The organism is Nocardia sp. NPDC050406 (genome assembly GCF_044459025.1).
Taxonomy (GTDB): domain Bacteria; phylum Actinomycetota; class Actinomycetes; order Mycobacteriales; family Mycobacteriaceae; genus Nocardia.
The window spans coordinates 1,424,880-1,451,487 of sequence record NZ_JBITIM010000002.1 but is presented as its reverse complement, the minus strand read 5'-3'; the positions used below and the strand labels follow the sequence as shown (position 1 = coordinate 1,451,487).

General features: G+C 67.8%; 26 protein-coding genes and 1 tRNA gene. 9 read left to right on the top strand and 18 right to left on the bottom strand.

All coding sequences use genetic code 11. The features are described 5' to 3' along the window. Positions 1-2,598, bottom strand: coding sequence for a PEP/pyruvate-binding domain-containing protein (locus ACIBH2_RS19885; protein ID WP_397119373.1), 2,598 nt, complete (start codon positions 2,596-2,598; stop codon positions 1-3). Then, on the bottom strand, positions 2,595-3,299 hold the full coding sequence (locus ACIBH2_RS19880) for a TetR/AcrR family transcriptional regulator (RefSeq protein ID WP_397119371.1): 705 nt from the start codon (positions 3,297-3,299) through the stop codon (positions 2,595-2,597). The genes ACIBH2_RS19885 and ACIBH2_RS19880 overlap by 4 nt, the downstream gene beginning before the upstream one ends. A 215-nt stretch (positions 3,300-3,514) precedes the next feature. Here ACIBH2_RS19880 and ACIBH2_RS19875 point away from each other — a divergent pair, with 215 nt between their 5' ends. Then, on the top strand, positions 3,515-3,817 hold the full coding sequence (locus tag ACIBH2_RS19875) for a hypothetical protein (RefSeq protein WP_397119369.1): 303 nt from the start codon (positions 3,515-3,517) through the stop codon (positions 3,815-3,817). Between the two features lie 11 nt (positions 3,818-3,828). Here the strand turns inward: ACIBH2_RS19875 and ACIBH2_RS19870 are convergent, their stop codons facing one another. From ACIBH2_RS19870 to ACIBH2_RS19860, 3 genes are read right to left on the bottom strand one after another with little or no spacing between them, the layout of a single operon-like run. Next, positions 3,829-4,260, bottom strand: coding sequence for an XRE family transcriptional regulator (locus tag ACIBH2_RS19870; RefSeq protein ID WP_397119367.1), 432 nt, complete (start codon positions 4,258-4,260; stop codon positions 3,829-3,831). Positions 4,261-4,299: 39 nt separating this feature from the next. Continuing rightward, positions 4,300-5,325, bottom strand: coding sequence for a hypothetical protein (locus tag ACIBH2_RS19865; RefSeq protein WP_397119365.1), 1,026 nt, complete (start codon positions 5,323-5,325; stop codon positions 4,300-4,302). Between the two features lie 2 nt (positions 5,326-5,327). Further along, positions 5,328-5,801, bottom strand: coding sequence for a hypothetical protein (locus ACIBH2_RS19860; RefSeq protein WP_397119363.1), 474 nt, complete (start codon positions 5,799-5,801; stop codon positions 5,328-5,330). 178 nt (positions 5,802-5,979) lie between these two features. Here ACIBH2_RS19860 and ACIBH2_RS19855 point away from each other — a divergent pair, with 178 nt between their 5' ends. Continuing rightward, complete coding sequence (locus ACIBH2_RS19855; RefSeq protein WP_397119361.1) at positions 5,980-6,603, top strand: TetR/AcrR family transcriptional regulator; 624 nt, start codon at positions 5,980-5,982, stop codon at positions 6,601-6,603. Continuing rightward, positions 6,600-7,469, top strand: a complete 870-nt coding sequence (locus ACIBH2_RS19850; protein ID WP_397119359.1) for an SDR family NAD(P)-dependent oxidoreductase — start codon at positions 6,600-6,602, stop codon at positions 7,467-7,469. The genes ACIBH2_RS19855 and ACIBH2_RS19850 overlap by 4 nt, the downstream gene beginning before the upstream one ends. Before the next feature lie 3 nt (positions 7,470-7,472). On the opposite strand, the gene ACIBH2_RS19845 is transcribed toward ACIBH2_RS19850, so the two are convergent. The 5 genes from ACIBH2_RS19845 to ACIBH2_RS19825 form a co-directional block, all read right to left on the bottom strand. Further along, positions 7,473-8,591: a serine hydrolase domain-containing protein gene (locus ACIBH2_RS19845; RefSeq protein ID WP_397119357.1), complete on the bottom strand. Its 1,119-nt coding sequence runs from the start codon at positions 8,589-8,591 to the stop codon at positions 7,473-7,475. Positions 8,592-8,598: 7 nt separating this feature from the next. Further along, positions 8,599-9,321, bottom strand: coding sequence for a helix-turn-helix domain-containing protein (locus ACIBH2_RS19840; RefSeq protein WP_397119355.1), 723 nt, complete (start codon positions 9,319-9,321; stop codon positions 8,599-8,601). A 225-nt stretch (positions 9,322-9,546) separates the two neighbouring features. After that, complete coding sequence (locus tag ACIBH2_RS19835) at positions 9,547-11,016, bottom strand: hypothetical protein (protein ID WP_397119353.1); 1,470 nt, start codon at positions 11,014-11,016, stop codon at positions 9,547-9,549. Beyond that, the gene (locus ACIBH2_RS19830) at positions 11,000-11,977 is read right to left on the bottom strand and encodes a hypothetical protein (protein WP_397119351.1); all 978 of its coding nucleotides are present in this window, start codon (positions 11,975-11,977) and stop codon (positions 11,000-11,002) included. Before ACIBH2_RS19830 ends, ACIBH2_RS19835 begins: the two co-directional genes overlap by 17 nt. A gap of 721 nt (positions 11,978-12,698) precedes the next feature. After that, positions 12,699-12,771: transfer RNA gene (locus ACIBH2_RS19825), tRNA-Asn, on the bottom strand. Between the two features lie 184 nt (positions 12,772-12,955). Between ACIBH2_RS19825 and ACIBH2_RS19820 the strand changes: the two genes are divergently transcribed. Then, a complete protein-coding gene (locus tag ACIBH2_RS19820; RefSeq protein WP_397119349.1) occupies positions 12,956-13,201 on the top strand; it encodes a hypothetical protein in 246 nt (81 codons plus the stop codon). Positions 13,202-13,218: 17 nt separating this feature from the next. Here the strand turns inward: ACIBH2_RS19820 and ACIBH2_RS19815 are convergent, their stop codons facing one another. Together ACIBH2_RS19815 and dnaG are read right to left on the bottom strand one after the other, a co-directional pair. Continuing rightward, the gene (locus ACIBH2_RS19815) at positions 13,219-14,190 is read right to left on the bottom strand and encodes a dimethylarginine dimethylaminohydrolase family protein (protein ID WP_397119347.1); all 972 of its coding nucleotides are present in this window, start codon (positions 14,188-14,190) and stop codon (positions 13,219-13,221) included. Positions 14,191-14,304: 114 nt separating this feature from the next. Then, on the bottom strand, positions 14,305-16,224 hold the full coding sequence (gene dnaG / locus ACIBH2_RS19810; RefSeq protein ID WP_397119345.1) for a DNA primase: 1,920 nt from the start codon (positions 16,222-16,224) through the stop codon (positions 14,305-14,307). Positions 16,225-16,549: 325 nt separating this feature from the next. Here dnaG and ACIBH2_RS19805 point away from each other — a divergent pair, with 325 nt between their 5' ends. Genes ACIBH2_RS19805 through ACIBH2_RS19795 form a run of 3 tightly spaced genes read left to right on the top strand, consistent with a single transcriptional unit; the run spans position 16,550 to position 18,409 of the window. After that, positions 16,550-17,140, top strand: coding sequence for an energy-coupling factor transporter transmembrane component T family protein (locus ACIBH2_RS19805; protein ID WP_397119344.1), 591 nt, complete (start codon positions 16,550-16,552; stop codon positions 17,138-17,140). Between the two features lie 49 nt (positions 17,141-17,189). Then, positions 17,190-17,738, top strand: coding sequence for a biotin transporter BioY (locus ACIBH2_RS19800; RefSeq protein WP_397119343.1), 549 nt, complete (start codon positions 17,190-17,192; stop codon positions 17,736-17,738). Then, the gene (locus ACIBH2_RS19795; protein ID WP_397119342.1) at positions 17,735-18,409 is read left to right on the top strand and encodes an energy-coupling factor ABC transporter ATP-binding protein; all 675 of its coding nucleotides are present in this window, start codon (positions 17,735-17,737) and stop codon (positions 18,407-18,409) included. The genes ACIBH2_RS19800 and ACIBH2_RS19795 overlap by 4 nt, the downstream gene beginning before the upstream one ends. Before the next feature lie 73 nt (positions 18,410-18,482). Here ACIBH2_RS19795 and ACIBH2_RS19790 read toward each other — a convergent pair whose 3' ends face one another. The 5 genes from ACIBH2_RS19790 to ACIBH2_RS19770 form a co-directional block, all read right to left on the bottom strand. Next, the gene (locus ACIBH2_RS19790; RefSeq protein ID WP_397119341.1) at positions 18,483-19,139 is read right to left on the bottom strand and encodes a 2OG-Fe(II) oxygenase family protein; all 657 of its coding nucleotides are present in this window, start codon (positions 19,137-19,139) and stop codon (positions 18,483-18,485) included. Between the two features lie 142 nt (positions 19,140-19,281). Beyond that, positions 19,282-19,674, bottom strand: coding sequence for a hypothetical protein (locus tag ACIBH2_RS19785; RefSeq protein ID WP_397119339.1), 393 nt, complete (start codon positions 19,672-19,674; stop codon positions 19,282-19,284). Between the two features lie 129 nt (positions 19,675-19,803). Next, on the bottom strand, positions 19,804-21,057 hold the full coding sequence (locus tag ACIBH2_RS19780; RefSeq protein ID WP_397119337.1) for a deoxyguanosinetriphosphate triphosphohydrolase: 1,254 nt from the start codon (positions 21,055-21,057) through the stop codon (positions 19,804-19,806). Between the two features lie 4 nt (positions 21,058-21,061). After that, positions 21,062-21,721 (bottom strand): YdcF family protein, encoded by a 660-nt coding sequence (locus tag ACIBH2_RS19775; RefSeq protein ID WP_397120907.1) that lies wholly within the window; start codon positions 21,719-21,721, stop codon positions 21,062-21,064. A gap of 35 nt (positions 21,722-21,756) precedes the next feature. Then, a complete protein-coding gene (locus ACIBH2_RS19770; RefSeq protein WP_397119335.1) occupies positions 21,757-22,452 on the bottom strand; it encodes an MBL fold metallo-hydrolase in 696 nt (231 codons plus the stop codon). A 65-nt stretch (positions 22,453-22,517) separates the two neighbouring features. On the opposite strand from ACIBH2_RS19770, the gene ACIBH2_RS19765 reads away from it, so the two are divergent. Then, on the top strand, positions 22,518-24,500 hold the full coding sequence (locus ACIBH2_RS19765; protein WP_397119333.1) for a TPM domain-containing protein: 1,983 nt from the start codon (positions 22,518-22,520) through the stop codon (positions 24,498-24,500). 107 nt (positions 24,501-24,607) lie between these two features. Next, a complete protein-coding gene (locus tag ACIBH2_RS19760) occupies positions 24,608-25,048 on the top strand; it encodes a DUF6247 family protein (protein WP_397119331.1) in 441 nt (146 codons plus the stop codon). 30 nt (positions 25,049-25,078) lie between these two features. Here the strand turns inward: ACIBH2_RS19760 and ACIBH2_RS19755 are convergent, their stop codons facing one another. Continuing rightward, positions 25,079-26,518: a molybdopterin-dependent oxidoreductase gene (locus ACIBH2_RS19755; protein ID WP_397119329.1), complete on the bottom strand. Its 1,440-nt coding sequence runs from the start codon at positions 26,516-26,518 to the stop codon at positions 25,079-25,081. Between the last annotated feature and the right edge of the window lie 90 nt (positions 26,519-26,608).

Here is a 26,608-nt window from a genome sequence, read left to right as displayed (position 1 = left end):
TCACCGCTCGGCAATGGTGACCAGACCGGCGTCACCGTCGACGGTAACGCGCTGCCCGGTGCGCAGGCGTTCGGTGGCCGCCCCCGTGCCGAGCACGGCCGGAATATGGTATTCGCGCGCCACGATCGAACTGTGGCTCAACGCGCCGCCGACATCGGTGACCACGGCCGAGGCCAACGAGAACAGCGGTGTCCACGCGGGCGTGGTGATGCGGGCGACCAGCACATCGCCGCGGCGCATCTGATCGAATTCCTCTGGGCCGTGGATGATTCGCGCGGGCGCGGTGACCTGCCCCGGGCTGCCGGGCGTGCCCTTGATCGCGTCCTCCGTCTCCTCGGCGTGCGCGCCCAGGAAGCGGGAGATATCCATCCCGAGAAATGTCGTGCCGCCCTCCACAGGCAGTACATGCGGCGGGGCAACGGCGCGGCGCTGCCGTTGAGTCTCCCGTCGATCGGCGACCATCGCGCGTGAATCCTCCGGTGCGCGACCGGCGTCCAGCGCTCGCACCGCCGCGTCGAGTTCATCGAGCCGCAGCAGGTAGACCTCGCCTGCGTCGACGAGCGCGTCCGCCGCGACCAGCCGCCGCCCGAGCTCGCGCAGCAGTCGCCGCACCACCGGCCAGCCCAGCCCCACATCCGCCAGTGCGTCCTCCCGCATGGGTGCCATGGCCTGCGCCCAGTGCAGCAGCGGTCGAACCAGTCCGGCGCGCAGACCGCGACGATCCAGTGCTCCCTCGGCGGCCGCGCGTTTGCGCTCGGCGGTGCGTTGGCGCGCATGGGGATTCGCGGCATCTTCGGTGAGGAAGTAGGCGAGCGTGCGCAAGGGCGCGCCCGGATCCTCCATCGGCACGGCCGCGGCGAAGTCGAGGTCGTAGACCATATCGCCGAAAGTCCGCAGGTGTTCGGCGAAGCGGTCGCGGAACTCCCGCCAGGCCGCATCCCCCTCGGGCGGGCCCGTCAATTCGGCGGTCTCGGCCTCGGCGACGCGGTCGGCGAGCCCGGGCTGGGTACGCACCCAGCGCGCCAGGTCGTAGAGCGACTGCTCCGCTCGCACCGGTTTGCTGTCGAAGCCGAGCAGGAAGTCCAGTGCGGGTGGGTCGTCGTCGCGGCGAATCGCGTTGTACGCCTTGGTGAAAGCCGACTCGCTGAAGTACGCGGCGGGCAGTATGCCGCCCTGAATGGCCAAGTAGTATTCGGCGGCTTCGGCGACCAGCTCCCGCACACCCGTCAACAGCGTCGACGCCGATTCGGCCTCCGGGTCGAGAGCTCCCCACCGGGCCGCGAGTTCCTGATACCGCGTATGGGCCGCGTGCCAGATCTCCGGCGCCGCACGCAATCTGCGCGGCAGCGTGACCGCCAGGAATCGCGGCTGCGCCACGGCCATGCGCGCCAGCAGCCCCGGCGTGTAGTCGACGTTGTAGTACCCGTACCCATTGATGACCGCGAGCGGATCATCGAAGTACGGCAGGTGAATCCGGTGGTAGTACTCGACGGTCGCCTTCGACCACGCCGGAATCCCCAGCGTCTCGAACAAGGGCGACAAGGGATTCGGCAACAGCTCCATGACGCTGCCACGAACGTACTTCCCGTGCGGATCGGGCAACTCCCACTGCGGGGCAGGCGCTTTCGGCTCCGGCAGCGCGGTGATCGGACGCGCCTGCACAATGAAGATCCGGTCGTCGTGCAGCGCCCATTCGATATCCATGGGCTGCTGGTAGAACTCCTCGATACGGACCGCGACGCGCGCCAGCTCCGCCGCCTGTCGCGACTCCAGCGCGGGCCGGGTGCGCTGGTCCGCGGGCACATCGCGCTCCTCGGTGCCCGCGCCGGTACGCACCGTCATGACCCGCTTGTCCCCGATCTCCCTGGACACAACGGCCTGGTCGGCCTTGCTGACGACGAAGGTGTCGGGGGTGACCTGACCGCCGACGATGGCCTCGCCCAACCCCCAGGCGGCATTGATGACGATCCGATCCCGCGCGCCGGTGACCGGATCGGCGGTGAACGCGATCCCAGCGGCCTCGGCGGGCACCAATTCCTGGACGACCACCGCCAGTTCCACATCCTCGGACGCAATGCCTTGTCGCGCACGGTATCCGATGGCCCGCGCCGTCCACAGCGACGCCCAGCAGCGGCGCACCGCATCCGCGACCGCCGCCCGCCCGCGGATGTCGAGATAGGTCTCCTGCTGCCCCGCGAAGGACATATCCGGTAGATCCTCCGCGGTGGCCGAGGACCGGACCGCGACCGGCACGTCCTCACCCATCCGCGCGTAGGCGGCGGCGATGGCTGCGTCGATCTCCTCGGGCACCGGCTGGTCGGCGAGCAGCGCACCGATTTTCGCGGCGGCGTCCTCCCAGGTGGCGGGTTCGTCCGCCGAGACGTTCGCGGTCTGGGCCAGCAGGCGCTCGCGCAATCCGTTCGCGGCGGCGAAGCGCCGGTAGGCCGCCGTGGTCACATGGAATCCGGGCGGCACCGGCAGGCCCGCGCCCGCCATGCGCGCCAGCGAGGCTCCCTTGCCACCGGCGCGTTCGAGCGTCGCGGCCGGGTCGTGGAGTTCCAGAACCAGTAGATCTTCCTGGGCACCGGTGTCTGTCACGATGCCGCTCCTTCCGATCGGTTCGAGGAGGCGTCGAAATCGCCGCGAATGCGCGTGAGGCTCTCGATCAGCACGCGCTTGCCCGCCGCGAGATCCGGTCCGGCCGAGGGGTTCAGGCTGCGCTCGAGCATGTCGGAGAGCGCGTCGACCAGCTCCTCGGTCGAGGGGCGTTCGGTATCACCGGCCCGCGCGTCCGGAAACGTCTGTCGCAGTGCGGGTGTCAGCGTGTCGAGCACGAAAGCCACGGCGCGCGTGTCGATATCGTCGCGCACCGCCCCGACCTCCCGCATGGCGTCCAGAAAGTGCTGCGTTCCCATGGGGTTGCGCAAGCGCTCGAACACATTGCCGGGCTTGCGCAGATACTTCCCGAACACCGTCTCGTCGCGGCCCACGATGGCCGCCGCCAAGGGCAGCTCCCGCAGCGCCCGCACCATGGCCCGGTACACGCTGGCCACGCTGCCGCCCAGCGCGTCCGCCTCCAGATGCTGTTGCCAGCGGTCGGCGTAGCGATTGGTCTCCCGCAGCACCAGCGCCTCGACGAGTTCGTCCTTCGTCCGGAACCGCAGATACACCAACCCGCGATGCAGCGCGACATTCTCCGCGACATCGCCCATGGTCACCTTGTTGTATCCCAGCCGCAGCAGCAGCTCCGCCGCCGCGTCCAGAATCGCCTGTTCCCGCTCGAGCTCGTTGACGCCCATACTCACATCACTTTGACGAATTTCGACTATTTGTCAAAACCGACGGTACGCCCGGGATTCGGGGCCGTCAATGGGCGCGACGAGCCTGGCCCCCAACGATCGTCGCGATTCACCGGAACGACCGGTCCCGAACAAGGCAGGATTGCACCCATGGCCGATATCGATACCGAGGATCGAACGCTGCCCCCTCAGGCCGATCCGGTGAGGCGAGAGCTATGACGGGCGAGCTTCGGTTCGTCTCGACGACCGCGGACCTCGAAGCACTGCCCCTGCTGTCGGTGATCATGGCCGCCAAGCCATCCCGCTCGGTCTATCAGAAGTGGCTCGATCAACAGGACCGCACTCCCAAATGGGTCCGTACCGTCAGCGACGACCGCTACACCTCCGAGGAACTGGCCGTAGGGCCGTTCCCGCTGTCGTCGCCGCAGCAGTTCTGGTTCGTGGTCCTCTACGACCCGTCGGTACACGGCCACCCGAACGAATGGAATGTGACGTCGTCGGTGACCGGTTCGGTGTGAACGTCAGCCGTTCACGATGAGGTTTCGGGGAGGTCCGGCGGGTCAGCGGGCAGGCCCTCTTGGACGCGCAGGAACTTCAGGTAGTCGATCAGCGAGGCCAGGGACTGCTGGGACAGGTCCACGGCCCGGAATGCCACGGCTTCCAGGCCCGGGGCGGTGCTGAGGCGCAGGTACTCGATCTCCTCGCGGCCGCGCTGCCAGACGTCGTCGTCGGTGAACAGGCGGATGTCCACACCGAAGGCGGCGGCCAGACCGGTGGCGTGCTTGAGCGAGGGGTTCTGTTTCAGGCCCGAACGCAGTTGTGCGACATAGACTGCCGAGATCGGGTAGCCGAGTTCGGTGGATCGGCGCGCGATCTCGTCGGCGGTGTAGCGGCGGCCCTTGGGATTGGGCAGCGTTCGGAACAGATATTCGAGTCGGTCCGAGAAGGCAGACCCGCTCATACCACGCCCCCTGAGATCGCCTTCGATGTCGCGGCCATGCTACAGCATCAAATTCTCTGTGTGGGGCAGTCGGTTTCGGGAGCGGAACAGGCGGGCCGCGCCGAGCTCGTAGGCGGCGTGCTGGGAGCTGCCGTCGGCGGCGGCACGGAGGGTGTCGTGGTCCAGGCCGTAGGCGGCCGCCACCGTCGGCGCATCGCGTTGCAGGAGCCGTAGGGCATCGCTGATCTCGATGAGCATATCGGTGACGCGCGTTTCGGCCCGCCGGACGAGCCGCGTGCGGAACCGCACCTGCGGGTAGCGCCGTGTCAGCCAATCGTGCAGGGGCGCAAGTTGTTCGATATAGGACCGGGCCAGACGGGCGCTGCGCAGCACCCCCAGCACCGCGGGGGCGATCGCGCCCGCGACCAGCAGCATGGTCGCCCCGATCTGGAACGTGCTGGTGATCCATTGCGCCCATAGCGGCGGCACGGTGGGCCAGACGGTGACGACGACGATCACCCATACCTCGTAGACGGCGAACAGCACGGCGACGCCGGTCAGAACGCTCAAAAGCCCGCGCCGCCAGTGGCGTTCCCGCGCGCGGGCACGGGCCGCCACGCCTGCCAGTGCGGACAGCGCGTGAATCATCATGATGGCCTGGAGAATCCAGTAGAGCTGCATGCCCGGGCTCTCGGCGAATTCCCGGCCGAACCCCAGGCCGTGCGGCCGCTGCGGCGAGGTCGCGAACAGCACCACCAGGGCGACGAGCACGAATCCGTAACCGGCGCAGGTGGTCAGCGCGCGGCGGCCACTCGATGCGGACGCGAGGTAGTCACCCCAATACACCGTGGTCAGGGCCACCGCCGTGAGCACGCACAGATGGCTCAGCAGGTAGGAGGTGTTGTCTCGGACGCCCGCGAACAGCGCCTCGGCGGCGGGTGTGAGCAGGAGGTTGCTGATCGAGATCAGCGCGAGGACGATCACCGGGACGCGCTCGCCCCGCGCTCCCTGCGGTGGCAGCTGCCACATCATCGCGAGGACGCCGACCAGGATCAGCGCCGCGACCGCCGTGTGGAATCCCGCCACGGCTACTCGATCCTCGTGCGCGGAAAACCCAGCGCCGCACGGATTTCGGCGGTATGGCCGGTGTCGCCGTCACTCCACAGGATGGTGCGCAAGGTCTGCCGTGCGAAGTTCTCGGCCTCGCGCTCACTGCGGGTGTCGTACGCCGACCGATACCTGACCCGCGCGAAATTCCCGATGGCGGCGGGTCCGAGCACCGAACACAGCGCCTGCCCGGCGTCGAGCCGGTGCTCGACGCCGGTGTGGCCGTGCAGAATATGCCCCGCCTCGTGCAGCACGGTATTGATGCGCGCCATCTCGGGCAGCTCGGCGTCGTATTCGATGAGATCGCCCGCGCCGATGCGTGACCACCGGCCCGCGACGGCCGAGGGCAGGCTCGTCGTGGACACGATCCGAACCGGAGTCCCGCTCGCCTCGGCCAGTATCCGACCGAATTCGACCATGGTGAACGGCCGCAATCGGGCGGCCTGTCGCTGCACCTCGATCAGGTTCCGACGTCGCCTGCGGTAGTGCGCGTATCGGAGACGGATGACAACCACCTCCCGTACTCGTCGTGAAAACCGCTGTGCCGCACGATCCTGCCACGCGCGGGCGATCGGATGGAATCGTCGCGGGGCACGGTTGCACGGAGTTACTCATACAAGTAACTTGTTACTCATGCGAGTAACAGGTGCGCTGTCGCCGACGGCGGCACAGCGACGCGAGCAGATCGTGGCCGCGACGATCGAGGTGTTGGCCGAAAACGGGTACGCGCACACCTCTTTCGCGAAGATCGCCCAGCATGCCGGGCTCAGCAGTACGAGGCTGATCTCCTATCACTTCAGCGGCAAGGACGAGTTGATGCGCGCGGTGGTGGTGGCAGCGAAGGACGCCGCGATGGAGTTCATCGCGCCGCGGCTGTCGGCCACGAGCGACCGCCGGGAATGGCTGGCGACCTACATCACCGCGAATATGGAGTTCATGCGGGAGCGGACGGCCGTGCTGCGCGCCCTCATCGAACTCAACAGCAATGCCCGCGCGGCCGTCGGCGAGCCGTTCCTGGACGACACCGGCGCGGACTCGCCGCTGACCGCACTCGAGCAGGCGCTACGCGAGGGCCAGAGTGCCGAGGAATTGGGCGATGTCGATGCCCATGTCCTGGCGGTCACGCTGCGCGCCGCCATCGAGACCATCGGTATTCGGTACGCCGTGGATCCGACGATCGACGTGAATTTCTATGCGACACAACTGGTCACGCTGTTCGACCGCGCGACCGCTTCGGAGGGAAGGGAAGACAGATGAAACTGCACAGTGGACAGGTCGCGGTGGTCACAGGTGCCGCCAATGGGATCGGGCGCGCCGTCGCGGAGGCGTTGCGCGCCCGCGACATTCGGGTGGTGCTCGCCGATCTCGAGGCTGACGCGGTAGCCGAGGTCGCCGCCGCGCTCGGCCCCGACACCCTGTCGGTTCCCATCGATGTCGCCGATGCCGCGCAGGTGCGGCGGCTCGCCGACACCACGATGGAGCGTTTCGGTCGCGTCGATCTGGTGTTCAACAATGCCGGGACGGCGGCAGGAGGACCGGTGTGGGCGGTGGAACCCGAGGAGTGGCAACGGGTTTGGGGCGTCAATGTTCAAGGCGTCGTCAATGGGATACGCGCCTTTGTGCCGCTCATGATCGCCGCCGGGCGCGGCCACGTGGTCAATACCTCGTCGCTCGCGGGCGTCACCACGGGCATGTTCAATGCCCCCTACGCCGCCACCAAGCACGCCGTCGTCTCCCTCACCGAGACGCTGCACGGCGAGTTGAGCGTCCTGGCTCCGGGGATCGGGGCCACGGTGGTCTGCCCCGGCCCGGTCGACACCCGAATGCTGCGTTCCATCACCGAGGGCATCGAACCCCTTCTCGCGGACGGTGATTCCACTCCCCCGCAGCCCACCGAAGGCTGGTTGGCCTCGCTGGCTCCCGACCAGTGGGCGCGTTTCGCACCCGCCCTCGGCGCGGTCGGACAGCTCGCGGCCGAGGCCATCCCGGCGGCCCGCGCCGCCGAGATGATCTTGGCGGCCGTGGAGGCGGATCGGCTCTACGTCACCACTCACCCGCACTGGGCGCCGCAGGCCAGCGACCGGGTCGCGGCGATCGTGGCGGATATGCAGGCCTCCGCGTAATCCTCAGCCGCCCAAGGCCAGTCGAACGAAAGCCGCCAGCGCGGCGTCGATGGGGTGGGGCAGCGGGCGCTGCGAGGCGTCGAGGCGGTGCCAGCGCTGGAGGTTCACCGCGACGGACAGTTGCCGCCTGCCGTCGGCGCTGGTCCACGACATCGCACCGCTGCCCCAGGCGGAGCCCTCGTGCCCCCAGTAGGTGCCGAGCCCGGGCAGCGTCGACTTCTGTAGGCCGAGACCGTAATCCAGGATTTCGCCCTCGAAGGAGACGACCGGGACGGTGCCGCGCATCTGGGCCAGCGCCGACGGGCTGATGAGCTCGCCGGAGAACAGCAGGTCGAAGAAGCGGTTCAGGTCCGTGACGGTGGATATCAGCGAGGCCGCCGGGCTCACCCACGACATGTCGAAGACGCTGTAGTCGCGCGGCGGGTCGATCATGCCGAACCACGCCTCGTAGTGCCGCGAATGCGGTCCGTCGATCTCCGGTGTGGAGGGGAGTTCGGTGTCGCGCAGTCCGGCGCGTTCGATGACGTCACGGGTGATGCACTTCTCGGCGGAGATGCCGGTGACGGCTTCCAGAAGTTGGCCCAGGAGAAGGTAATTCGTATTGGAGTAGACCCCGGGCGTGCCGCCCGGTGCGCCGACGGCAGGGGCCGCGACGCCCATCTCGATCAGCTCGATCGCGTCGAATTTGGTGAATCGGTGAGCTTCGAGGCTCTCCGGCGTCGTCTTGCCCACGGCGGGAAATCCCGCGAGCGACGGATACGCGTACGGCAGGTATTCGGCGAGGCCGCTGGTGTGGTTGATCAACATCCGGACCGTGATCGCCGCGCCCCGCTCGCCGGGAACCAGCCGCGGCAGATAGTGGCCGATCGGAGTATCGAGCCCGATATCGCCCTGGTCGACACGGTGCAGCACGGCGGCCGCCGTGAACGGCTTGGTAATGCTCCCGACGCGGTGCCGCATATCGGGTGTGACCGGGCGGCCAGTGGCGAGATCGGCGACCCCGGCCGCCCCGCGCCAGCAGTCCGCGCCGTCCCGCACCTCCGCGAAAATCCCAGGCATACCCGCCTGATGAACAGTGTCGAGTGCGGTCTGTAGCTTGCTCGAATCGAGGGTGTCGCGCATAGCCCCACTATCGAGCGGCGACCCCCGGCCGGTATTGGAAAAATTTCCCCCACGCCCGGTATCGCTGCCGAGCAATGGCAGGCAAATGCCGCTCCGCCACGGCCCCCGGCGTCCCATTCGTGAATATCGAGACATCCCGACACAGGTGCGCCTGATCGGTATACCCACACTCCACCGCGACCTCCGCCGCAGGCCGCCCCGCCAACAACTCGTCGACCGCATGCCGAAACCGCACCAGCATCGCCGCCCGCTTGGGCGTCAACCCAATCTGCGCTTCGAACCGCGCCAACAACCGCTTACGGCTCCACCCGACCATGTCGGCGAGCTCCCCGATCCGCACCTGCCCCCGCGACGCGAGAATCCGCTCCCACCCCTCGCGCACCTCGGGATCAGCGCTCCACGGCGTCTCATTCCGCGCCAGAAACGATTTCGTCACCGCGAACCGCTCACCCCAGCCCTCCGCAGCGGCGAGCCGCTCCCGCAAGGCCCCCCCTCGCACCCCCCACATGTCCTCCACCGTCACGACTCCCCGCCCCAAATCCGTTGGGCTGATACCCAATAGCGAATAAGCCCGCCCCGGCGCCATCCGCACCTCGACACACTGCACCCCCTCCCCCCGAATCCGCATGGCCCCCAACGGAAGCCCCGCGACAAATCCACCGACCTCCCGCACCCCCTCGGCATCCTCGATCACCACCCCACCACCCCCGAACTCGACCACCAGCGTCACCACCGCCGCCCCGGCGACCCTCAGATCCAACCCAACACCCCCGACATCGCGATACCCGATGACCGCCGGACCACCCACCGCATCGCTCACCGCGAAATCCCAACCGGTTCCACGCTCCACGCATCCAGGCTACGGAAAAGTCGCAATCGCGCGTCCGAATAACCCGCCATCGCGGCCTACAGACCTCCACCGCCATATGTGCCACGTCGGCTGCGGCCACTCTCACTAATCGAGGAAGTAGGCGTCGACCTTCTCATCGGAATCCAGGATCTCGTCCGAAGCCACGCCGAGTTCCACCGCTAGCTCAATTGATCCGACGATCGCGACCTGCACGTCGGGCGAGAAGGCTCGTTCGAGCAGTCCGAGATAGTCCGACATGCTCCGGTCCAGCCTGTCCAGTATCGCCTGGTACTCGGCGGCGAGTTGCTCGTCGAGTGTGCGCTGCTCGTCGAGGTACCGCTGGATCAGCACCGCCTCTCGTTTCGTCAACGACGACGCGACGGCTTTGTACATCACAGTGCCGACCGTGGTGCCGATGACGGCGCCGAGGATGGGAATGGGGATGGTCGCTTGGCCGATGAAAGAGGACAGCGCGCGTACCGCGGCCTCCAAGGTGATGAGCTCGCAGGTTTCGATGAACTCGAGTTCGTCGATGTCGTTGCGGCGCAGCTTGTTCGCTTGCTCGGCGATGCTGAAGGATGTGGTGACGATCGAGCTGGCGACGGCCGCGGAGGTCGCGGTGAGATTCGTGAGCGCGTAGATGCTCAGTCCTCGGAGGCCACCCTTGCCGAAACCTGAGCCGGTCTCGCCTGCGATCTCGATCCAGTCGCGGCCGCTGAACTCATTGAGCCGCTTGCCTTCTCGACGCTTGGCGACCACTGCCAGTACGAACGTGGTCCCGCCCGCAGTCGCGGCGGCCGTGAGTGCGGCCGTACCTCCTTCTCGCAGCGTCGGTCCGCTGCGCCGGTGGGCGTCGTCGCGCAGAGACCGGTCCGTGGCGCGGAGCGAGTCCTTTTCCGCCGCCATGGTCGAGGTGTAGACACCGCGCTGCACCTCGTTGTACTCGAGCGCCGAGGGTTCGAGCGATTCGAACCCGACCGATCCGCCTTGGAAGAACACCTGGACCCGCTGCCAGTCTCTGAGGGAAGGTCCGTCGCCACTGCGTGACAGCAGCTTGCTCACTTCCTCGGGCGACAAGCCATGGAGCCGCTGGATCACCTCGAAGTGATCACGGGGGATCTGGTACTTCCCACCGTTGCGTACGTATTCGGGATACTTCTGGAGGTGCTCGGCGATCGCGCCCAGCGAGAAGCGGCCACCGGCGGCAACGAACTTCTGCTGGATCTCGACACTTCCGCGCATCAGGTCGACGGGTCCGTTGTCGTTGACCCACTGGTAGACGGCCTCGTGGCCGAGGATCTGCTTGCGGGCGTTGCCGATCCCGACTTCGGCGATCTCAGCGATGAAGCCGTGCATGCCGTGCTGTCCGCCGCGGTTGGTTGCGACCACCTCGAGGTCGATCTTCCTGACGGCTTCGTCGACGCTGGCGAGCGCATCCCGAAGATGCTCGTCCCGCTGGCTGAGCGCGCTCAAAAGGTTGTCTACGCGGAGCTGGTTGAGGTAGCTCACCCAGGAAGCAACGGCCTGTTCCTGGATGTTCGTGACGAACTCGGCAGCGTCACTCACTATCGGCATCCTGGACGCGCATGCTCAGCATGGTCGCGCACGACTTCGCGTTGTTCACCAACGCAGCAAGAGCCGACCGCTCCGCAGGGGTGAGCAGGTGGAAATCAGCGCGGAAGTGCACCAGCGCTTCGCTGTAACTCTTTACCAGCCCTTCGCGGAGCAAGGTCGTCCGCTGAAGGAGATCCTCGATCTGAGCATCCATGCCCTCGACGAGGGTGGCATTGCGCTTGATCGCAATCAGCGCCTCGTGCTTCGCTTCTCGATTCTCGAACCTCTTCTTCGCGAACAGAGCGATCGACGCGAGCAGGGTTGCGCCCGCGACGGTCCAGCCGATCGGACCGGCCAGCGCGAGCAATGTGGTGCCCGCCGCGGTGCCGCCGCCACCGGCGGCCAGCGCGCCACCACCGAGCCACGCCAGGGCCGCCTGGCTGGCTGCCGCCCCGGAAAGGGTCGAGATCGCAGTGCCGGTCGAAGCCGTCCCGAAGGTCGTGGCGACCCACATCGCCGCCGAAGGCGCCAAGCCCGCTACCGCGGTGCCCGCCGCGAACCCGGCACCGGCACCGGCAGCTGAGACCCGCGCCGCTTCCAGCTCTTTCTGAGCGAAATCTTCCGCGTGCAGGAACCGTTTCCGATGTACCTCGATCTCGTCGAAGTCGGTGTCGAATGATTTCGGGGTGTTGGCGATGCTGTTCACCAACTGCTCGACCAGCTCGATCAGGTCCGTCGAACGTTCGCGTTGACGCAACAGAGACAAGCCCCTGTCGGCCATCGCCGTGAAGGCGCCGTTGTACTCCGCCACGGCCACTTCGTAGGGGTCCGGCCCTTTCGTCGTCAGCTTCTCGACCCTGACTCTGGCAACGTCCCTGACACTGCCGACCTGCCCGGCGAACTGAGATGCTGCCTTGCCGATACTGTCGACGGTCCTGCCGATGCCCTCCTTGGCGTTGCCTACGTCGAGCTGTTCTACCATCGCACCCCTCCAAGACCGTTGCGGCTCAACAACATAACGGAGAATAGCGACCACATGCGACAGATTGGACGGTATACACAATCTGATCCCCCACCACAACGGAGGGGATCGGAATGCCAAGTCCAAGTCCAGTAGCCGAATTCGGCAGTTGCGGTGATTCAGCTTCGGAAGTGCCTGGCAGGGAAGGAGATTCCGGGAACACCCGCGTGCTGGCCGCATGCTGTGACCAGTTCGACTTCGCCACGGAGCCAGCAACATTCACGGTCTCGGCGACCGTCGCGAGGCCGAGCAGGAAGGGCTGCTTCGGCGGAAATGGACGAAAACCGATGCTGGACAACGGATTGTCGCATTGCCGCCGTTCACCATCCAGATATTGAAGCCCCGCCCGTCTTCCCTGGCCCGCCCGTCTTCCCTGGGGCGGGATGAGGCGCTTCGGACGTGACTCGGTACACGTTCCGGAAAGCGGTCGTCACACAGATCGCCGAGACGCCGGATTCGGAAACCGCCGCCAAACAGCTGGCGACTCGCGGGGGAACCGCCGAGCGGCACAACATCGCGTCGCCTCAGCGGGCACCGGACTCATCGGCGGTACTCGAGCAGGGACGCGACCCACTGACGACCGTTGTGACGCTGAACGTTTGATGCTTTCGGAAATGGTCCAGCACAATGGAGAAAACAAACAAGCCCCTGACCAAATTACCTGGTCAGGGGCTTGTTCTTGCTCCCCCATCTGGACTCGAACCAGAAACCTGCCGATTAACAGTCGGCTGCTCTGCCAATTGAGCTATAGGGGATTGATCCTGTTCGGCTTGGCTGGCCGAACGGATTGAAACTTTAGCGTACGTTTTGGCTAGATCCCAAATCGCCGTTCTACCTGCGGACATGTGTGGGGAGTGGGGCGGGGTGCCGGATCGACAGCGGGGGTTGGTGTCGGGCAGGATGTAGGCGCGGACAGGCAAACGGGAGGAGCTCTCAGTAATGCTTCGGTTGATCATCGGTGTCGCGGCTGGGTATGTGTTGGGCGCGAAGGCCGGACGGGCTCGGTATGAGCAGATCAGCAAGACCGCCCGTGCGATCAATGAGAGTCCTGTCACTCGGAAGCTGGTGCTGGTGGGGCGGCAGAAGCTGTCGGACAAGTTGAGCACGCAGCCGAAGTTGGAGCCGATGGTGCCGCTGGACGAGCGGACCACCGTGTTGGTTCCGCACGATCAGCTGCGGGGCTGAGCTCGGCCGCGCCGTCGTCAGTTGCGCCGGAGCAGGGGTTGGGTGCTGCAGCGGAACGAACCGCCCAGGGAGCGGGTGATGGCGAAGTCGACGTATTCCACTCGGACGCCGTGGTCTTCGAGTTTCTCGCCGAGGAAGGCGAACTCCGGGTCTGTCACGTAAACGTCGGGGCCGAGCGGTAATCCGTTGGTCGCGAGCCGGGTGGCCGCGTCGAAATCGACGGTGATGCGGCGCCAGTCGCGCAGGGTCTCCGGTAATCCGTCGAGCAGTGCTTGCTCGCACACCACCAGCAGTCCCGGCCGGATCAGTCCGAGGGCGCAGTCCAGGTGCAGGATGCGTTCGTCCAGGCGGACCACCTCGACGGTGTAGCCGTGGGGTGCGAGGTACTTCGCCAGCCATTGAGCGCCGAGAGCGTTGGAGGCCAGCCCCGACACCCCGACCAAGACCTGCTCGCCGAGGACGAGGACGTCACCGCCTTCCAGGAACGGGCCGGGTCCCAGCGTCGGGTCGCCTGGCTCGGCGATCTCCGGCATGGGGACCGCGACGTAGCCGCAGTCGGCCGGGTACACCTGCTCGCGCATGATGTCGCGCATCGGCAGCACTTCCGTGCGCCGGTGCCGGAACCGCATCGAGGCTTCGATCACGTGGTTTCCGATGGTGAAGAACGGGTCGCGGGCAAAGAAGTTGGCGTAGCCGTCGTCGCCCGCGGCGGCCTTCTCCGCCTCGGTCAGCATTCGCGGCCGGAGCACTCGCACCCCGTGCCGTGCCAGCACGGCGCACAACGCCTCGCGCTCCCGTTCCCAGGCGGCCTGTCGTTCGGGAGCTCCATCGCGCATGTCCTGCCCGATCGGGTTGAGCCGCAACGAATCCTCGGGCAGAAAGCGCATATCGGGCGAATCTTGTACCGAGGCCGGGATGGCCACCTCGCTCTGCGCGGCCACCACCGTCCGCAGCGGCGCGAATTCGCTCTCCACGAAAATCTCGGTCACCTGCCACCTCCGCCGTCACCGGTCTCGGATCGGTCGAGATCATCCAGCTGAGATCGTGCGGGATCAGCCTACCGAAAGACGAACGACCGTCCGGTTCGCTACCGAGTCACCCGGTCAGCTACCGATCGCGAAATCGTCCGAGTTGCCCATGGCCTGGGTGAGCAGGCTCTTGCGGTATTGCTCCAGGGCGACCAAGTCGCCGAAGAGGGCGTAGTAGTCCTCGGGCTGGTCGGTGGAGGAGATGCGCTGGAGTTTGGATTTCAGGGTGGCTATCTGGCGGCCGATCCAGGCTTCCTGGGTGCGGGCCAGGACGCCGGTGATGAAGCGGGGGACGTCGTTGGCGGTCTTCACGGGGATGGGTTCGGCGGCTAGTTCGGAGACCATGGCGCGCAGGGTGAGGTCGGGGGTGTGGTCGGCGACCAGGTTGACCCATTCGGCGCCGCCTATGCCGCGGGAGACGCCGCCCGCTTCGGCGATGGCGGCGCGCACGGCCACGTAGGCGGGGTGGGTGAAGGCTTCGGGCTCGAGGGCGTCGAAGGGGGGTCCGGCCAGGGCGGGGTACTGGATGGCGACGGCCAGGGATTGGCGCTGCGGGAGCAGCACGGGGTCGTGCGGGTTGGGGCGGGCGGCGGGGTGTTCGGTAACCGATTGCGCCGCTTCGCGTTCGGGGATGCCGGGGCGGGCGCCGCCGCCGCGGGCCATTTTGCGGGCCTCCTCGCCGACACGGCGGACCACGAGCTGGATATCGTCCCAGCCGACCCAGCCGGAGAGTTTGGTGGCGTAGGCCTTGCGCAGGGCGTTGTCCTTGATCTGGGCGACGACGGGGACCGCGCGGCGCAGCGCCTCCACCTGGCCCTCGGGGGTGTCGAGGTTGTGTTCGGCGAGCAGGCCGCGAATCACGAACTCGTACAACGGGACTCGGCGGGCGACCAGATCGCGGACCGCGCCGTCGCCGGATTTCTGGCGCAGCTCACACGGGTCCATACCGTCGGGGGCGACGGCGATGTAGGTCTGTCCGGCCAGTTTCTGATCGCCGCCGAAGGCCTTCAGGGCGGCGGCCTGACCGGCGGCGTCACCGTCGAAGGTGTAGATGATCTCGCCGCGCCAGAAATTGTCGTCGTGCAGCAGTCTTCGCAGAATCGCGAGGTGTTCGTCGCCGAAGGCGGTACCGCAGGACGCCACAGCGGTTTTCACGCCCGCGAGGTGCATGGCCATGACGTCGGTGTAGCCCTCGACCACGACCGCCTGATGGCCCTTGGCAATCTCGCGCTTGGCGTAGTCGAGGCCGAAGAGGACCTGAGACTTCTTGTACAGCACCGTTTCCGGGGTGTTGATGTACTTGGCGGTCATCTGGTCGTCGTCGTAGAGGCGGCGCGCGCCGAAGCCGATCACATCGCCGCTGAGATTGCGGATGGGCCACAGCAGGCGGCGGTGGAAGCGGTCGATGGGGCCCTGGCGGCCCTGCTTCGACAGGCCCGCGGCCTCCAGTTCCTTGAACTCGAAACCCTTGCGCAGCAGGTGTTTCGTGAGCGCGTCCCAACCGCCGGGGGCGTAGCCGCAGCCGAACTGGCGGGCGGCGGCGGCATCGAAATTGCGGTCGGTGAGGTATTTGCGCGCGGCCTCGGCCTCGGGCTCGTTGAGCTGGGCGACGTAGAACTCGTGCGCGGCGGCATTGGCGGCGACCAGGCGGGCACGGGTGCCGCGGTCGCGCTGCACCGAGGTGCCGCCACCCTCGTAATTGATCTTGTAGCCGATCCGGTCGGCCATCTGCTCGACGGCCTCGACGAATCCGACATGCTCGATCTTCTGCAGGAAGGCGAAGACATCGCCGCCCTCGCCACAGCCGAAGCAGTGGAAGTGACCGTGCTGCGGGCGCACATGGAACGACGGCGACTTCTCGTCGTGGAACGGGCACAGCCCCTTCAGCGACAGCGGCCCGGCGGCTTTCAGCGCGACATACTCGCCGACGACATCCTCGATCCGGACGCGTTCACGAATCGCTGCGATATCACGATCAGGAAGTCGTCCGGCCACGCCGCGAGTCTAGCCGCGTGCACCCGACACGCTCGACCCGGACAGGCCGGGGCCCAACTCTCGGGGGAGCTCTCAGGGGCTTCGCCCCCGAACCCCCAAAAGCGAGTTGGCAAGTCGGGGGCTGCAGAAGGCTCGCGCCGATGACCCCGGGGGCTGCAGAAGGCTCGCACCGACGACCCCGGGAGCTGCAGAAGGCTCGCACCGACGACCCCGGGAGCTGCAGAAGGCTCGCACCGACGACCCCGGGGGGCTGCTCCGACCCCCGACCAGAGATCACCAAGCATCCCAGGACGGCTGCACCGTGGGGGCGTGTCAGGATTCAGCGGTGCTCAGCCTCTATCACGATGCGAAGACTCCGGTGCATGCCGTGCCCGCGGGGGTCAAGTTGTTCGTATTGGCGGGGGCGGGGAGTGCGCTGTTCTTTGTACCGTCCATGGTGTGGCTGGCTGTGGCGTTGGGGGTTGTGCTCGGCGGGTATGCGGTGGCGCGGATTCCTTGGCGGGTTACCGGACGGCAGGTGGTGGGGATCGCGCCGTTCTTGGGGTTGATCGCGGTGGCGCAGTGGGTGTTCACGGGCTGGGTCAGTGCGGTGCTGGTGAGTGAGCGGGTGTTGGCGCTGGTGCTGCTGGCGAATTTGGTGACGCTCACCACTCGGACGACAGCGATGATCGATACCGTCGAGCGGGTGTTGCGGCCGTTGAAACCGCTTGGTGTGCGGCCGGAGCGGGTGGGGCTGCTGGTCGCCATGACGATTCGGTTCATTCCGGTGATTCGGGAGCAGGCCGAGTTGGTGCGGGCCGCGCAGCGGGCTCGGGGGATCGAGCGGAGTACGGCCTTCCTGGTTCCGCTGCTCATTCGGACACTGCGCATGGCGGACAATCTCGGCGAGGCCCTGGACGCACGCGGGCTGCAGTGACCGGGACCGCTGTACCAGAGCCCGACCACCGCTCCCCTACGATGCTCCGGTGCGTAGTAGGGATTTGGCGCAGATAGCGCTGTTCGCGGCAATCATGGTGGTGCTCGGGTTCTTCCCGCTCATCCAACTGCCGGGTGCGTTCGCGCCGTTCACCTCGCAAACCCTGGGCGTGATTCTCGCCGGATCGATTCTCGGCGCCAAGCGCGGCGCACTGGCGATCCTGCTCTTCGTCGTACTGGTGCTGGTCGGCCTGCCGGTGCTGCCCGGCGGACGCGGCGGCCTGTCGGTGATCTTCGGGCCGACGGGCGGATTCGTGCTCGCCTATCCGATCGGCGCACTGGTGATCGGATTGCTCACCGAACGCGTGTGGAAGCACTACAACCTGCCCATCGCGCTGGCGATCAACTTTCTCGGCGGCGCGATCGTGCTGTACGCCATCGGCATTCCGTGGATGGCGGCCGCCGCGCACATCCCGCTGACCAAGGCGTTCACCACCTCGGTGGCCTTCATTCCGGGCGATATCGTCAAGACCGTCATCGGTTCACTGGCCGCGGTCGCCGTGCGCCGGGCCTATCCCCTCATTCCGGCCCGCGCGTGATCGAGCTCGAGGCGGTCGGCCACACCTTCGGTGAGCGCGAGGTGCTGCGCTCGCTCGATCTCACGCTCACCGAACACCGCATCGGCGTGATCGGATCGAATGGTTCGGGCAAATCCACCTTCGCGCGCCTGCTCAACGGCTTGCAGATTCCCAGCACCGGACACGTGCGCGTGGACGGCCTGGACACCCGCAAGAAGGGCCGGGAAATCCGCCGACTGGTCGGCTTCGTCTTCCAGGACCCGGATGTCCAGATCGTCATGCCCACCGTGGCCGAGGATCTGGCCTTCGGCCTCAAGCACCACGGCCTCGCCAAGCCGGAGATCGCACAGCGCGTCACCGAGGTGCTCGACGAGTACGGCCTCACCGAATTCCGCGACCACCCGGCGCATCTGCTCTCCGGCGGCCAGAAGCAAATGCTCGCCATCGCCGCGGTCCTCGCCGTCCGCCCCCGCTACGTCATCTTCGACGAACCGACCACCCTCCTGGACCTGCGCAACAAGCGCCGCATAGCCCAACTCCTGCGCACGATCCCCCAACAGGTCATAGCCATCTCCCACGACCTGGACCTGCTCACCGACTTCGACCGAGTCCTCGTCTTCGACGAGGGCCGCATAGTCGCCGACGGCCCCCCACCCGAAACCATCCCCCACTACCTCGCCATGCACACCTGATCCCACGAGGGGGCAGTGGTGGCGGCGAACAGCGAGAGCCGCCCGCCACCAGTTCCCCCTCGTCGATGCACGGCTAGTTCGGCGCGTCGCCGCTCGGTCCCACGGCGACGGTCACGCCTACCCGGCTCTTGTGCGCGTGCGGGGACCACATCCGATGCGGTACCGCGCGCAGGTAGCCCGCCGTGGCGGACTCGGCCGCCGGGCCGAGCGTCAACAGCACGGCGTTCTCGCGCGGTGCGACCTCGAGATCGTCGCCGATCCGCAAGCCGCACAACAGGTCCGGCAGCAGGAAGGTCAGGAATCCGGTGTCGCCGTGGACGGCCCCCTCGGGATTCGGTCTCGCGTGCAGCAGTTGTGGCCGCACTTCCCGTCCGACGCGGCGGTCGAACCAGTCCTCCGGCTGCCCGAGCGCCTGGGCCAGCGCGCCCAGCAGTTCGGTGGAGAGTTCGGCGAGTCCCCATGCCCATTCCGAAACCACTTGGCGCAGTGCGCTTGTGGTGGCGTCCTCGCGCAGGCGCGAGAAGTCCACCACGCCGGATTCGGGCGCACCGGCGAAGTACTCGCGGGTGGCCGTGAGCACGTCGGCGACGGGTAGCCGCCGGATCTCGGCACCGGTGAGATAACAGACCCCCGTGTCGTGCAGCGCATCCCGCAAACGGATGCCGAAACCCGCTCGGTCCATTCGTAGCCCGGCCGCATCCAGGGTCGGCACGCGGAATTGATCGCCCATGAGCGACTGATCCCCCTCTAGAGAAATTCCATTCGAGAATTGCCTATCGGTCGCATTCCCCCCGATGGAATGTCTCCGGGTGAAGGATCGCACAGCCGAATCCCTGGCAACAACTTCGCATCTCACGGCTCGAGACATATGGTCAACCGTCCAGATTAAATGGAGTTCGACCCTCCGGATTGTTGCGTCGAACTCTGGATTGGGAATTGCGGAACATGACGGCTTCGAGGCCCCCACCACGCCGGAAGCGGCGTCGAGCAGCGGCTCTCAACAAGGGAGAAGTTTCAGCCCGGACGATTCGGGTATTGGAACCTAGGTGGCACGCTCGCGCCCCTTCGCTCATTTTTCCCGAGCCCGAAACAGTGCGGGCAATATCGAAAATGAATCCCTTTTTCAAGAACTCGGGCAATAGGACAGCACCCGTGATCAGGAATTGCGCGCGGCAGTGCGCCATCAGGGTTTTCCGGAACGCGGACGAACGGCTGTCCATCGGGTATCGCTCCAGGTCGACAATGGAATCGAGCACCATCGGCATCGGGTCCCCTGCTCGCCGAATTCCGTCACGCCCGCTGGGTCGAAAAAGGTTGGGCGCGACGGTCTCTCACCATCCAGGGTGACACAGACGCGGAGTGGTTCGACCGTTTTCCGGCGGGTTGGGGGCCGGTTAGGGGATGGTGGCGGCCACCCGCTCCAGACGACTCTCGGTGTAGGAGGCGATCTGGTCCACGATCACCCGGACGCGGGCGGTGTCGTCGGTGGCCGCGTCCCACCACGGCAGCAGGACCGCGTCGAGCCCGTGCGGGGCGGTCGCGAGCAGCTGGTCGGCCACCGCCCGAATGCGTTCGCGCTGCGAGCTCTGCCGGATCTTGTGAATGGGATCGGACATGACGTAGCGCAGGGCGACGGTCTTGAGCATGGCGACCTCGGCGGCGACTATGCGCGGCACCTCGAGATCGGCGGCGTAGCGCGACAATTGGCGACCGCCCCACGCCTCGCGCGTGGCCTCCACCGCCGCCGTGGCGAAGCGTCCGACGAGTTCGCTGGTGAGGCGTTTGAGCGCGACCGAGGCGGCGAGTGAACCGTCGTAGTCGCAGGCGGCGGCGACCACCGGTAGTTCGGACAGGCGCTGGGCGGCGGCGATGAGATCACCCACCGAGAGCGAACGATGCTGTGCGGAACCGAGTTCGGCGAGCGCGGACTGTTCGAGCGGATCGGCCAGCGCGCGCAGGTCGATGCGTCCGGCGATGACGCCGTCCTCCACATCGTGCACCGAGTACGCCACATCGTCGGACCAGTCCATGATCTGCGATTCCAGGCATTGGCGGCGGGCGGGCGCTCCGTCACGCACCCAGTCGAGGCGCTCGACGTCCACGTCGTAGGCGCCGAACTTGGTACCGGAACCGCTTCGCCCCCACGGATATTTGACGACGGCGTCGAGGGCGGCGCGGGTCAGATTGAGCCCGGCGCTGTGGCCGTCGGGGTCGATGACCTTCGGCTCCAGGCGGGTGAGGATGCGCAGGTTCTGGGCATTGCCCTCGAATCCGCCGTAGGCGTCGGCGAATTCGTCCAGGGCCTTCTCGCCATTGTGGCCGTAGGGCGGGTGGCCGATGTCGTGCGCCATTCCGGCCAGGTCGACGAGGTCGGGGTCGCAGCCGAGACCATCGGCGATACTGCGGCCGATCTGGGCGACCTCGAGCGAGTGGGTGAGTCGGGTGCGCGGGGTGTCGCCGTCGCGCGGGCCCATGACCTGGGTCTTGTCGGCCAGGCGGCGCAGCGCGGCGGAGTGCAGCACCCGGGCGCGGTCGCGGGAGAAGTCGGTGCGGCGCGCCGGGGCCGAGGACCAGCTGAGTCCGGCCGTCTTGGCGGACTCGGGGACCAGGCGTTCCCGGTCGTGCTCGGCGTAGGCGTCGGCGCTCATGGCTCTACTGCTCCGCCGTGTACGCGAAATCGGCCGAGTAGTGCGAGATCCGGTACCAGAGCAGCGCGAAGGTCTCACGGAAGATGCCGTGCGCCTGGGATTCCCGCGTGTAGACGGCCGGGCCGGTGCGGGTGGGAGCGGTCCACGCCTCGAGTCCGGCGTCGCGGGCCATGGTGCGGGTGCGTAGCGAATGCCAGGGGTCGCTGACCAGCACCGTGGAGGTCTTGCCGCGGGCCTGGAGCGCCTGGGCGACGGCCTCCACGCTTTTCAGCGTGTCCGAACCGGTCTCGACGGCGAGGATGCGATCGGCCGGTATGCCGCGGGATTTCAGGTAGTTCTTGCCCGAGGCGGCCTCGGTGTAGTTGTCGCCCATCTGTTTTCCGCCGACGGTGACGACGAGCGGCGCCACGCCCTTCTGGAAGAGGTTGTACGCCTGGTCCAGTCGCGCCTCGAAGACCGTGGAGGGAGTGCCGTCGTATTGGGCGGCGCCGAGCACCACGATGGCGTCGGCCTTCGAGTAGTCGGTGATACGCGCCACCTGCCAGACGCGCACGGCGGTGCCGCCCACCACCACGAGTCCGGCCAGGACCGCGCCGATGAGCAGGCGCGCGGTCCAGCGCCATACGCCGTGTGTGCGCCGCTCGGGTGCTTTGTCGGCTGCCATCCAGGTCTGGTCGGGGTAGCCGCGCTGTCGGGTCTTCACCAACCGCGTCGCCGCCACTCGGGCAGGGCCGGGCGCTCGATACCGAGGGTGGTGTCGTCGCCGTGGCCCGGGTAGACGACGGTGTCGTCGGGGAAGCGGGCGAACAGTTTCGACTCCACGTCGGCGAGCAGCGAGGTGAAGTCCTGCGGGCTGTGCGTCTTCCCTACTCCACCGGGGAACAAGGAATCGCCGGTGAACAGGTGGGTGCGACCCGCGCCGTCGGTGAGGGCGAGCGCCACCGAGCCGGGCGTGTGGCCGCGCAGGTGGATGACCTCGAGGTCGAGTTCGCCGATGCGCACCGCCTCGCCCTCGGCGAGCAGGCGGTCGGGCTGGACGGGTAGCGGCGGCGCGTCGAGTTCGTGGGCGGCGGTGGGGGCGCCGGTGGCGTTCACCACATCTTTCAGCGCCCACCAGTGGTCGGGGTGTTGATGGGTGGTGACGATCAGCTCGATTCGCCCGTCCGCCTCCTGGGCGATGAGCTCGAGTAGCCGCTGCGCCTCGTTGGCCGCGTCGATGAGCAGGGTCGCACCGGTCGTCGCGCACTGCACCAGGTAGGCGTTGTTGTCCATCTGCCCCACCGACATCTTCACGATGCGTGCGCCCGGGACCTCGCGCTGTTGCGGATTGGTTTCCGGGCCGACGTGGCCCGTATAGGGCGAATCGATCGTGATCACGTAGCCGATGGTAGTCATCGCCGCCGACACGGGTGCACGGAAGAAAACTCACGCACCCCTTGTCTGCGGATAGATTCGGACCCATGGCGCTACCGAAGCCGCTGACCCTTCTGGTGACCGGGCTGCTGCTGGCGTGCGCGATGCTCGCCGGACATTCCGCGCAGGCCCGCGCCGAGCAGCCCCTGCGGTTGCCCGGCTACGTCACCGATACCGCCGGGGTGCTCGACGCCGGGCAGGAAGCCGAGTTGCAGGCGGCGGTGGACTCGCTCTACGAGAGCGAACGCGAACGGCTGTGGGTCGTCTATGTTCGGAATTTCGCGGGGCTGGAGCCGAACGAGTGGGGTGAGCGCACCGCCTCGGCGTCGAGCTTCGGGGATCGCGACGTGCTGCTGTCGATCGCCGTGGACGATCGGGCCTACGCGTTCACCGGGGCGATGCCGAGTTCGGTGACCGACGGCGAGCTGGACGCGGTACTCGTCGACCAGGTGGAGCCGCGTCTGCGCGCGGGCGATTGGGCCGGGGCCGGAGTGGCGGCGGCGCACGGGCTCTCGGATGCCATGGGTGAGTCCGGCGGTGTCAGCGTGTGGACGGTTCTCGTGCTCGCGGCACTCGTGGCGCTGCTGGTGCTGGGGCTGTGGTTCTGGTCGAAGACCCGGCACGCCAGACGTACACGCGCCGAGCTGGATCGGGTTCGGGCGCTCGACCCCACCGATACCGCCGCGCTCGCGGCGCTGCCGCTGCCGACCCTCGACGCCAGGTCCAAGGAGTTGCTGGTCGACACCGACAACGCGATTCGCACCAGCGCCGAGGAATTGCGCCTGGCCACCGACGAATTCGGGGCGACCACCACCGCACCGTTCGCCGCCGCGTTGGATGCCGCGAAAACCGCTCTGGCCAAGGCCTTCTCGATCCGGCAGCAGCTCGACGACGATATTCCGGAGTCGCCCGACCAGCGGCGCGGCATGCTGGTGGAGCTGATCAGCACCTGTGGGCGCGCCGACCGCGAACTCGACGCCAAGGTGGGCGAATTCGACGCCATGCGCGATCTGCTCATCAATGCCGGTGCGCGGCTGGATGGTTTGACGCGCGACCTGGTGGAGCTGACGGCGCGGACGCCGCGCTCGGAGGCCACTCTCGACGGATTGGTGCGTGAGCAACCGGCGTCGGTGCTCGCCCCGGTTCGCGACAATGTGCGCATGGCGCGGGAGCGAATCGCCTTCGCGGAGCGCGGTATCGAGGAGGGGCGCGCGGCGGTGGCGCGGCCGGTCGGGCAGCAGGGCCCGGCGGTGGCGGCGATTCGCGCGGCGGAATCCGCGGTGGACGCGGCGAAGACCCTGCTCGACGCGGTGGATACGGCGGCCACCGATATCGCCGACGCGCGCGCCGGGCTGCCCGGGATCGTCGACGAGTTGCGACGCGATATCGCCACCGCCGAAACCCTTGCGACGCATGGCGGATCGGAGCTGCCGACGGCGCTGGCGGGGGCGCGCACCGCGCTCGACCAGGCGACGACCGGCGGCGACAGCAATCCGCTGGGCGCGTTCCAGCAGGCGGTCGCGGCCGATACCACCCTCGACCGCGCCATCGCCGCGGCCACCGACCGCAAACTCGCCGCCGAGGAGCTCGCGCGCCGCCTCGACCAGACGATCACCGCCGCGCGCGGCAGTATCAATGCCGCCGCCGATTTCATCAGCACCCGCCGCGGCGGCGTGGACGCCGAGCCCCGCACCCGCCTCGCCGAGGCCCAGCGCCATCTCGACGACGCCCAACGATTCGCCACCACCGACCCGGCCCAGGCGCTCCAATCCGCGCAACGGGCAGCGGAATTGGGCACCCGAGCGCTGCACACCGCTCAAGCGGATGTGCGAACCTGGCAGGCCAGCCACTCGTCCGGCAACTCACAAACAGGCGCGGTACTGGGCGGAATCCTCATCAACAGCGTGCTGCGCGGCATGGGCACCGAATACCGCCGAGGTGGAGGCGGTTTCGGCGGCGGAAGCTACGGCCCCGGATCCTTCGGCGGTTCGTCCGGATCGCGGCGGATCAGCAGGGGCGGGCGCTTCTGACGAGCAGGGCGGCGGGCTCATCACGGCGGCGGGCTCGGCGAGTCGAAGCGGACCGTTCCGTACCGATTCCACGCAAGACCCCTCGACTTCCGTCTAGCGTGGGTTTCATGACAGCCGAGCATGGTTACGCCAAGTTCGAGCACGGTTTCCCGCTACCCGCGCATGCCAGTCCGGCGGCGATTCGCGCCTGTCTGGACGCGGGCGATATCGAGCGGTTCGATCGCGACTATGCCGCGGCGCTCGAGGGGGCGCGCGAAAGCCTCGACCTCACTGGGTTGTTCGACACCCTCACGCAGTGGCGGCACACGGCCGATCGTGCCCTGCTGCCCGATGGCCGCGTCCCGGTGCGGTGTGTTCTGCTCTTCGGTGACGAAGCACGCCTCGTCACCCCATGGCATCTGGGCCGAGATCTGTTGCGCCTGCCCGCCTCGGTCATCGCCCGCGCGTGCGATATGCCCCCCAACGAGTTGCCCGGCCGCTATTTCACCGCGGCCGGTGGGCGGGACGATCTGCACGACTTCCGCTTGGTCAACGACCCCCGGTTGTGAGGCGGGTGGCGGCCGTGCGCGACCATGCCCTCACGCGTCGACGGTGACCGTGTGCAACCCGCCCGGTCCGAGCGGGTACGGCGGCCGGGTCTGCGCGTCCTGTACCTCGCCGGACCGGCTGGTGACGCGGGCGGCGATGGTGTGCGAGCCGGGCGGCAGGTCGATGATGGTGCGCCAGCGCCGCCATGCGGCGGGGGCCAGCTCCGCACCCAGTTCGACTGGGATCCAGTCGGTTTCGTCGATGCGGATCTCCACCCCGGCGACGCCGTGCGGCGGGGCCCAGGCGACACCGGCGACGGTGCATTTGCCCGAGCCCGGGCTGCCGGTGGCGGCGACGTCGATGCGGGCTTGCGGGCGCACCCACAGCGGCTCCTGCGGCCACCCGCGCTTGATCCAGTAGTCGACGTGGCTGTCGTCGGCGAGTTCCAGTTCGGTGAGCCATTTCGCGCCGGTGTATTGCCCGTAGATGCCCGGTACGAAAACGCGGGCCGGGAAGCCGTGTTCGGGCGACAGCGGTTCCCCGTTCATGCCGATGACCAGGTATCCGGGCCATTCGCCGGTGCGCAGCGGCTCCAGCGGCAGGGAGATGGTGTAGCCGTCGCTGGCGCGGGTGACCAGGCGGGTGGCACCGGATTCGGGCAGCGCGTGGTCGAAGAGTTTGGTCAGCGGGACGCCGAGCCAGCGCGCGTTACCGGCGCGCCCGGAGCCCGCGGTGTTGTGCACGCACACCATGACGGCGTCGAATTCCTCGGCCTGCTCGGCCAATTCGGGCAGCGACAGCCGCAGCGCGTGCGCGACCTTGCCGGTGATGGCCAGCCGCCACTGCCGCGGGTCGATGCGGGGCGGTCGCGAATTCACATCCGCCACATAGAATTTCGTGGCGGGGGTGATGAGCGGAGAGAGGCCCTGCTCGAGACCGAAGCCGTCGTCGGGAATCGGCTGGTGCGCCCCCATGGGGCCGACGCGACGGACGCGTTCGCGATGCTCGCGGTCGGCGCGGCGCAGCAGCGTCTCGGCCCCCGCGAGGAATCCGGCGCCCGCGGCGGCCCACAGGAATCGGCCCGCGAATCCGGTCGGTGGCCGTCGCAGCCCGCGGGCGAGTAGTCCGGCGGCCGCCGCACTGCCGACCAGCGCGGCCGGGGACTGGTTCGCCTGTCGCGCCGACAGCGCACCGGCTCCGGCGCCCAGGGCCAGCGCGGCGGGCGTGCGCAGGCGCTGCGGCAGGGTGGAGAGCCCGGCCGCCGCCGCGACGGCACCCGCGAGCGACCCGTAGCGGGTGACCTCCTTGTCGTGGCGGCCCGCCCGCGCCACCGTCTCCTCGACCACCGTCAGCGGCGCGTAGTCGACGGCCAGGCGGCCGACCTCGTCGAGAAGTGACCCACCCCGGCTCGCCGCGATCAACTCTCCCGCGCCCAGCGCACCCAGTCCTACCGCGGCGGCCCCGAGCAGCCGCTTCTCGTTCTTCGACACTGCCGAACCTGCTTCCCACGCGATCTGTCGTCGGCCCCATTCTTCCCCAAGCGGAGGGTGGGTCCGAAAGTTTCGTCGCTATCGCGGCAA

Bases quoted from the DNA above. Each gene is read 5' to 3' on its own strand.
- ACIBH2_RS19780 (WP_397119337.1), bottom strand. From the start codon at position 21,057: ATGAGCGCCGACGCCTACGCCGAGCACGACCGGGAACGCCTGGTCCCC.
- ACIBH2_RS19880 (WP_397119371.1), bottom strand. From the start codon at position 3,299: ATGGGCGTCAACGAGCTCGAGCGGGAACAGGCGATTCTGGACGCGGCG.
- ACIBH2_RS19850 (WP_397119359.1), top strand. From the start codon at position 6,600: ATGAAACTGCACAGTGGACAGGTCGCGGTGGTCACAGGTGCCGCCAAT.
- ACIBH2_RS19760 (WP_397119331.1), top strand. From the start codon at position 24,608: ATGACAGCCGAGCATGGTTACGCCAAGTTCGAGCACGGTTTCCCGCTA.
- ACIBH2_RS19785 (WP_397119339.1), bottom strand. From the start codon at position 19,674: ATGCCGATGGTGCTCGATTCCATTGTCGACCTGGAGCGATACCCGATG.
- ACIBH2_RS19775 (WP_397120907.1), bottom strand. From the start codon at position 21,721: ATGGCAGCCGACAAAGCACCCGAGCGGCGCACACACGGCGTATGGCGC.
- ACIBH2_RS19765 (WP_397119333.1), top strand. From the start codon at position 22,518: ATGGCGCTACCGAAGCCGCTGACCCTTCTGGTGACCGGGCTGCTGCTG.
- ACIBH2_RS19830 (WP_397119351.1), bottom strand. From the start codon at position 11,977: ATGGTAGAACAGCTCGACGTAGGCAACGCCAAGGAGGGCATCGGCAGG.
- ACIBH2_RS19855 (WP_397119361.1), top strand. From the start codon at position 5,980: ATGCGAGTAACAGGTGCGCTGTCGCCGACGGCGGCACAGCGACGCGAG.
- ACIBH2_RS19790 (WP_397119341.1), bottom strand. From the start codon at position 19,139: ATGGGCGATCAATTCCGCGTGCCGACCCTGGATGCGGCCGGGCTACGA.
- ACIBH2_RS19835 (WP_397119353.1), bottom strand. From the start codon at position 11,016: ATGCCGATAGTGAGTGACGCTGCCGAGTTCGTCACGAACATCCAGGAA.
- ACIBH2_RS19770 (WP_397119335.1), bottom strand. From the start codon at position 22,452: ATGACTACCATCGGCTACGTGATCACGATCGATTCGCCCTATACGGGC.
- ACIBH2_RS19845 (WP_397119357.1), bottom strand. From the start codon at position 8,591: ATGCGCGACACCCTCGATTCGAGCAAGCTACAGACCGCACTCGACACT.
- ACIBH2_RS19875 (WP_397119369.1), top strand. From the start codon at position 3,515: ATGACGGGCGAGCTTCGGTTCGTCTCGACGACCGCGGACCTCGAAGCA.
- ACIBH2_RS19820 (WP_397119349.1), top strand. From the start codon at position 12,956: ATGCTTCGGTTGATCATCGGTGTCGCGGCTGGGTATGTGTTGGGCGCG.
- ACIBH2_RS19870 (WP_397119367.1), bottom strand. From the start codon at position 4,260: ATGAGCGGGTCTGCCTTCTCGGACCGACTCGAATATCTGTTCCGAACG.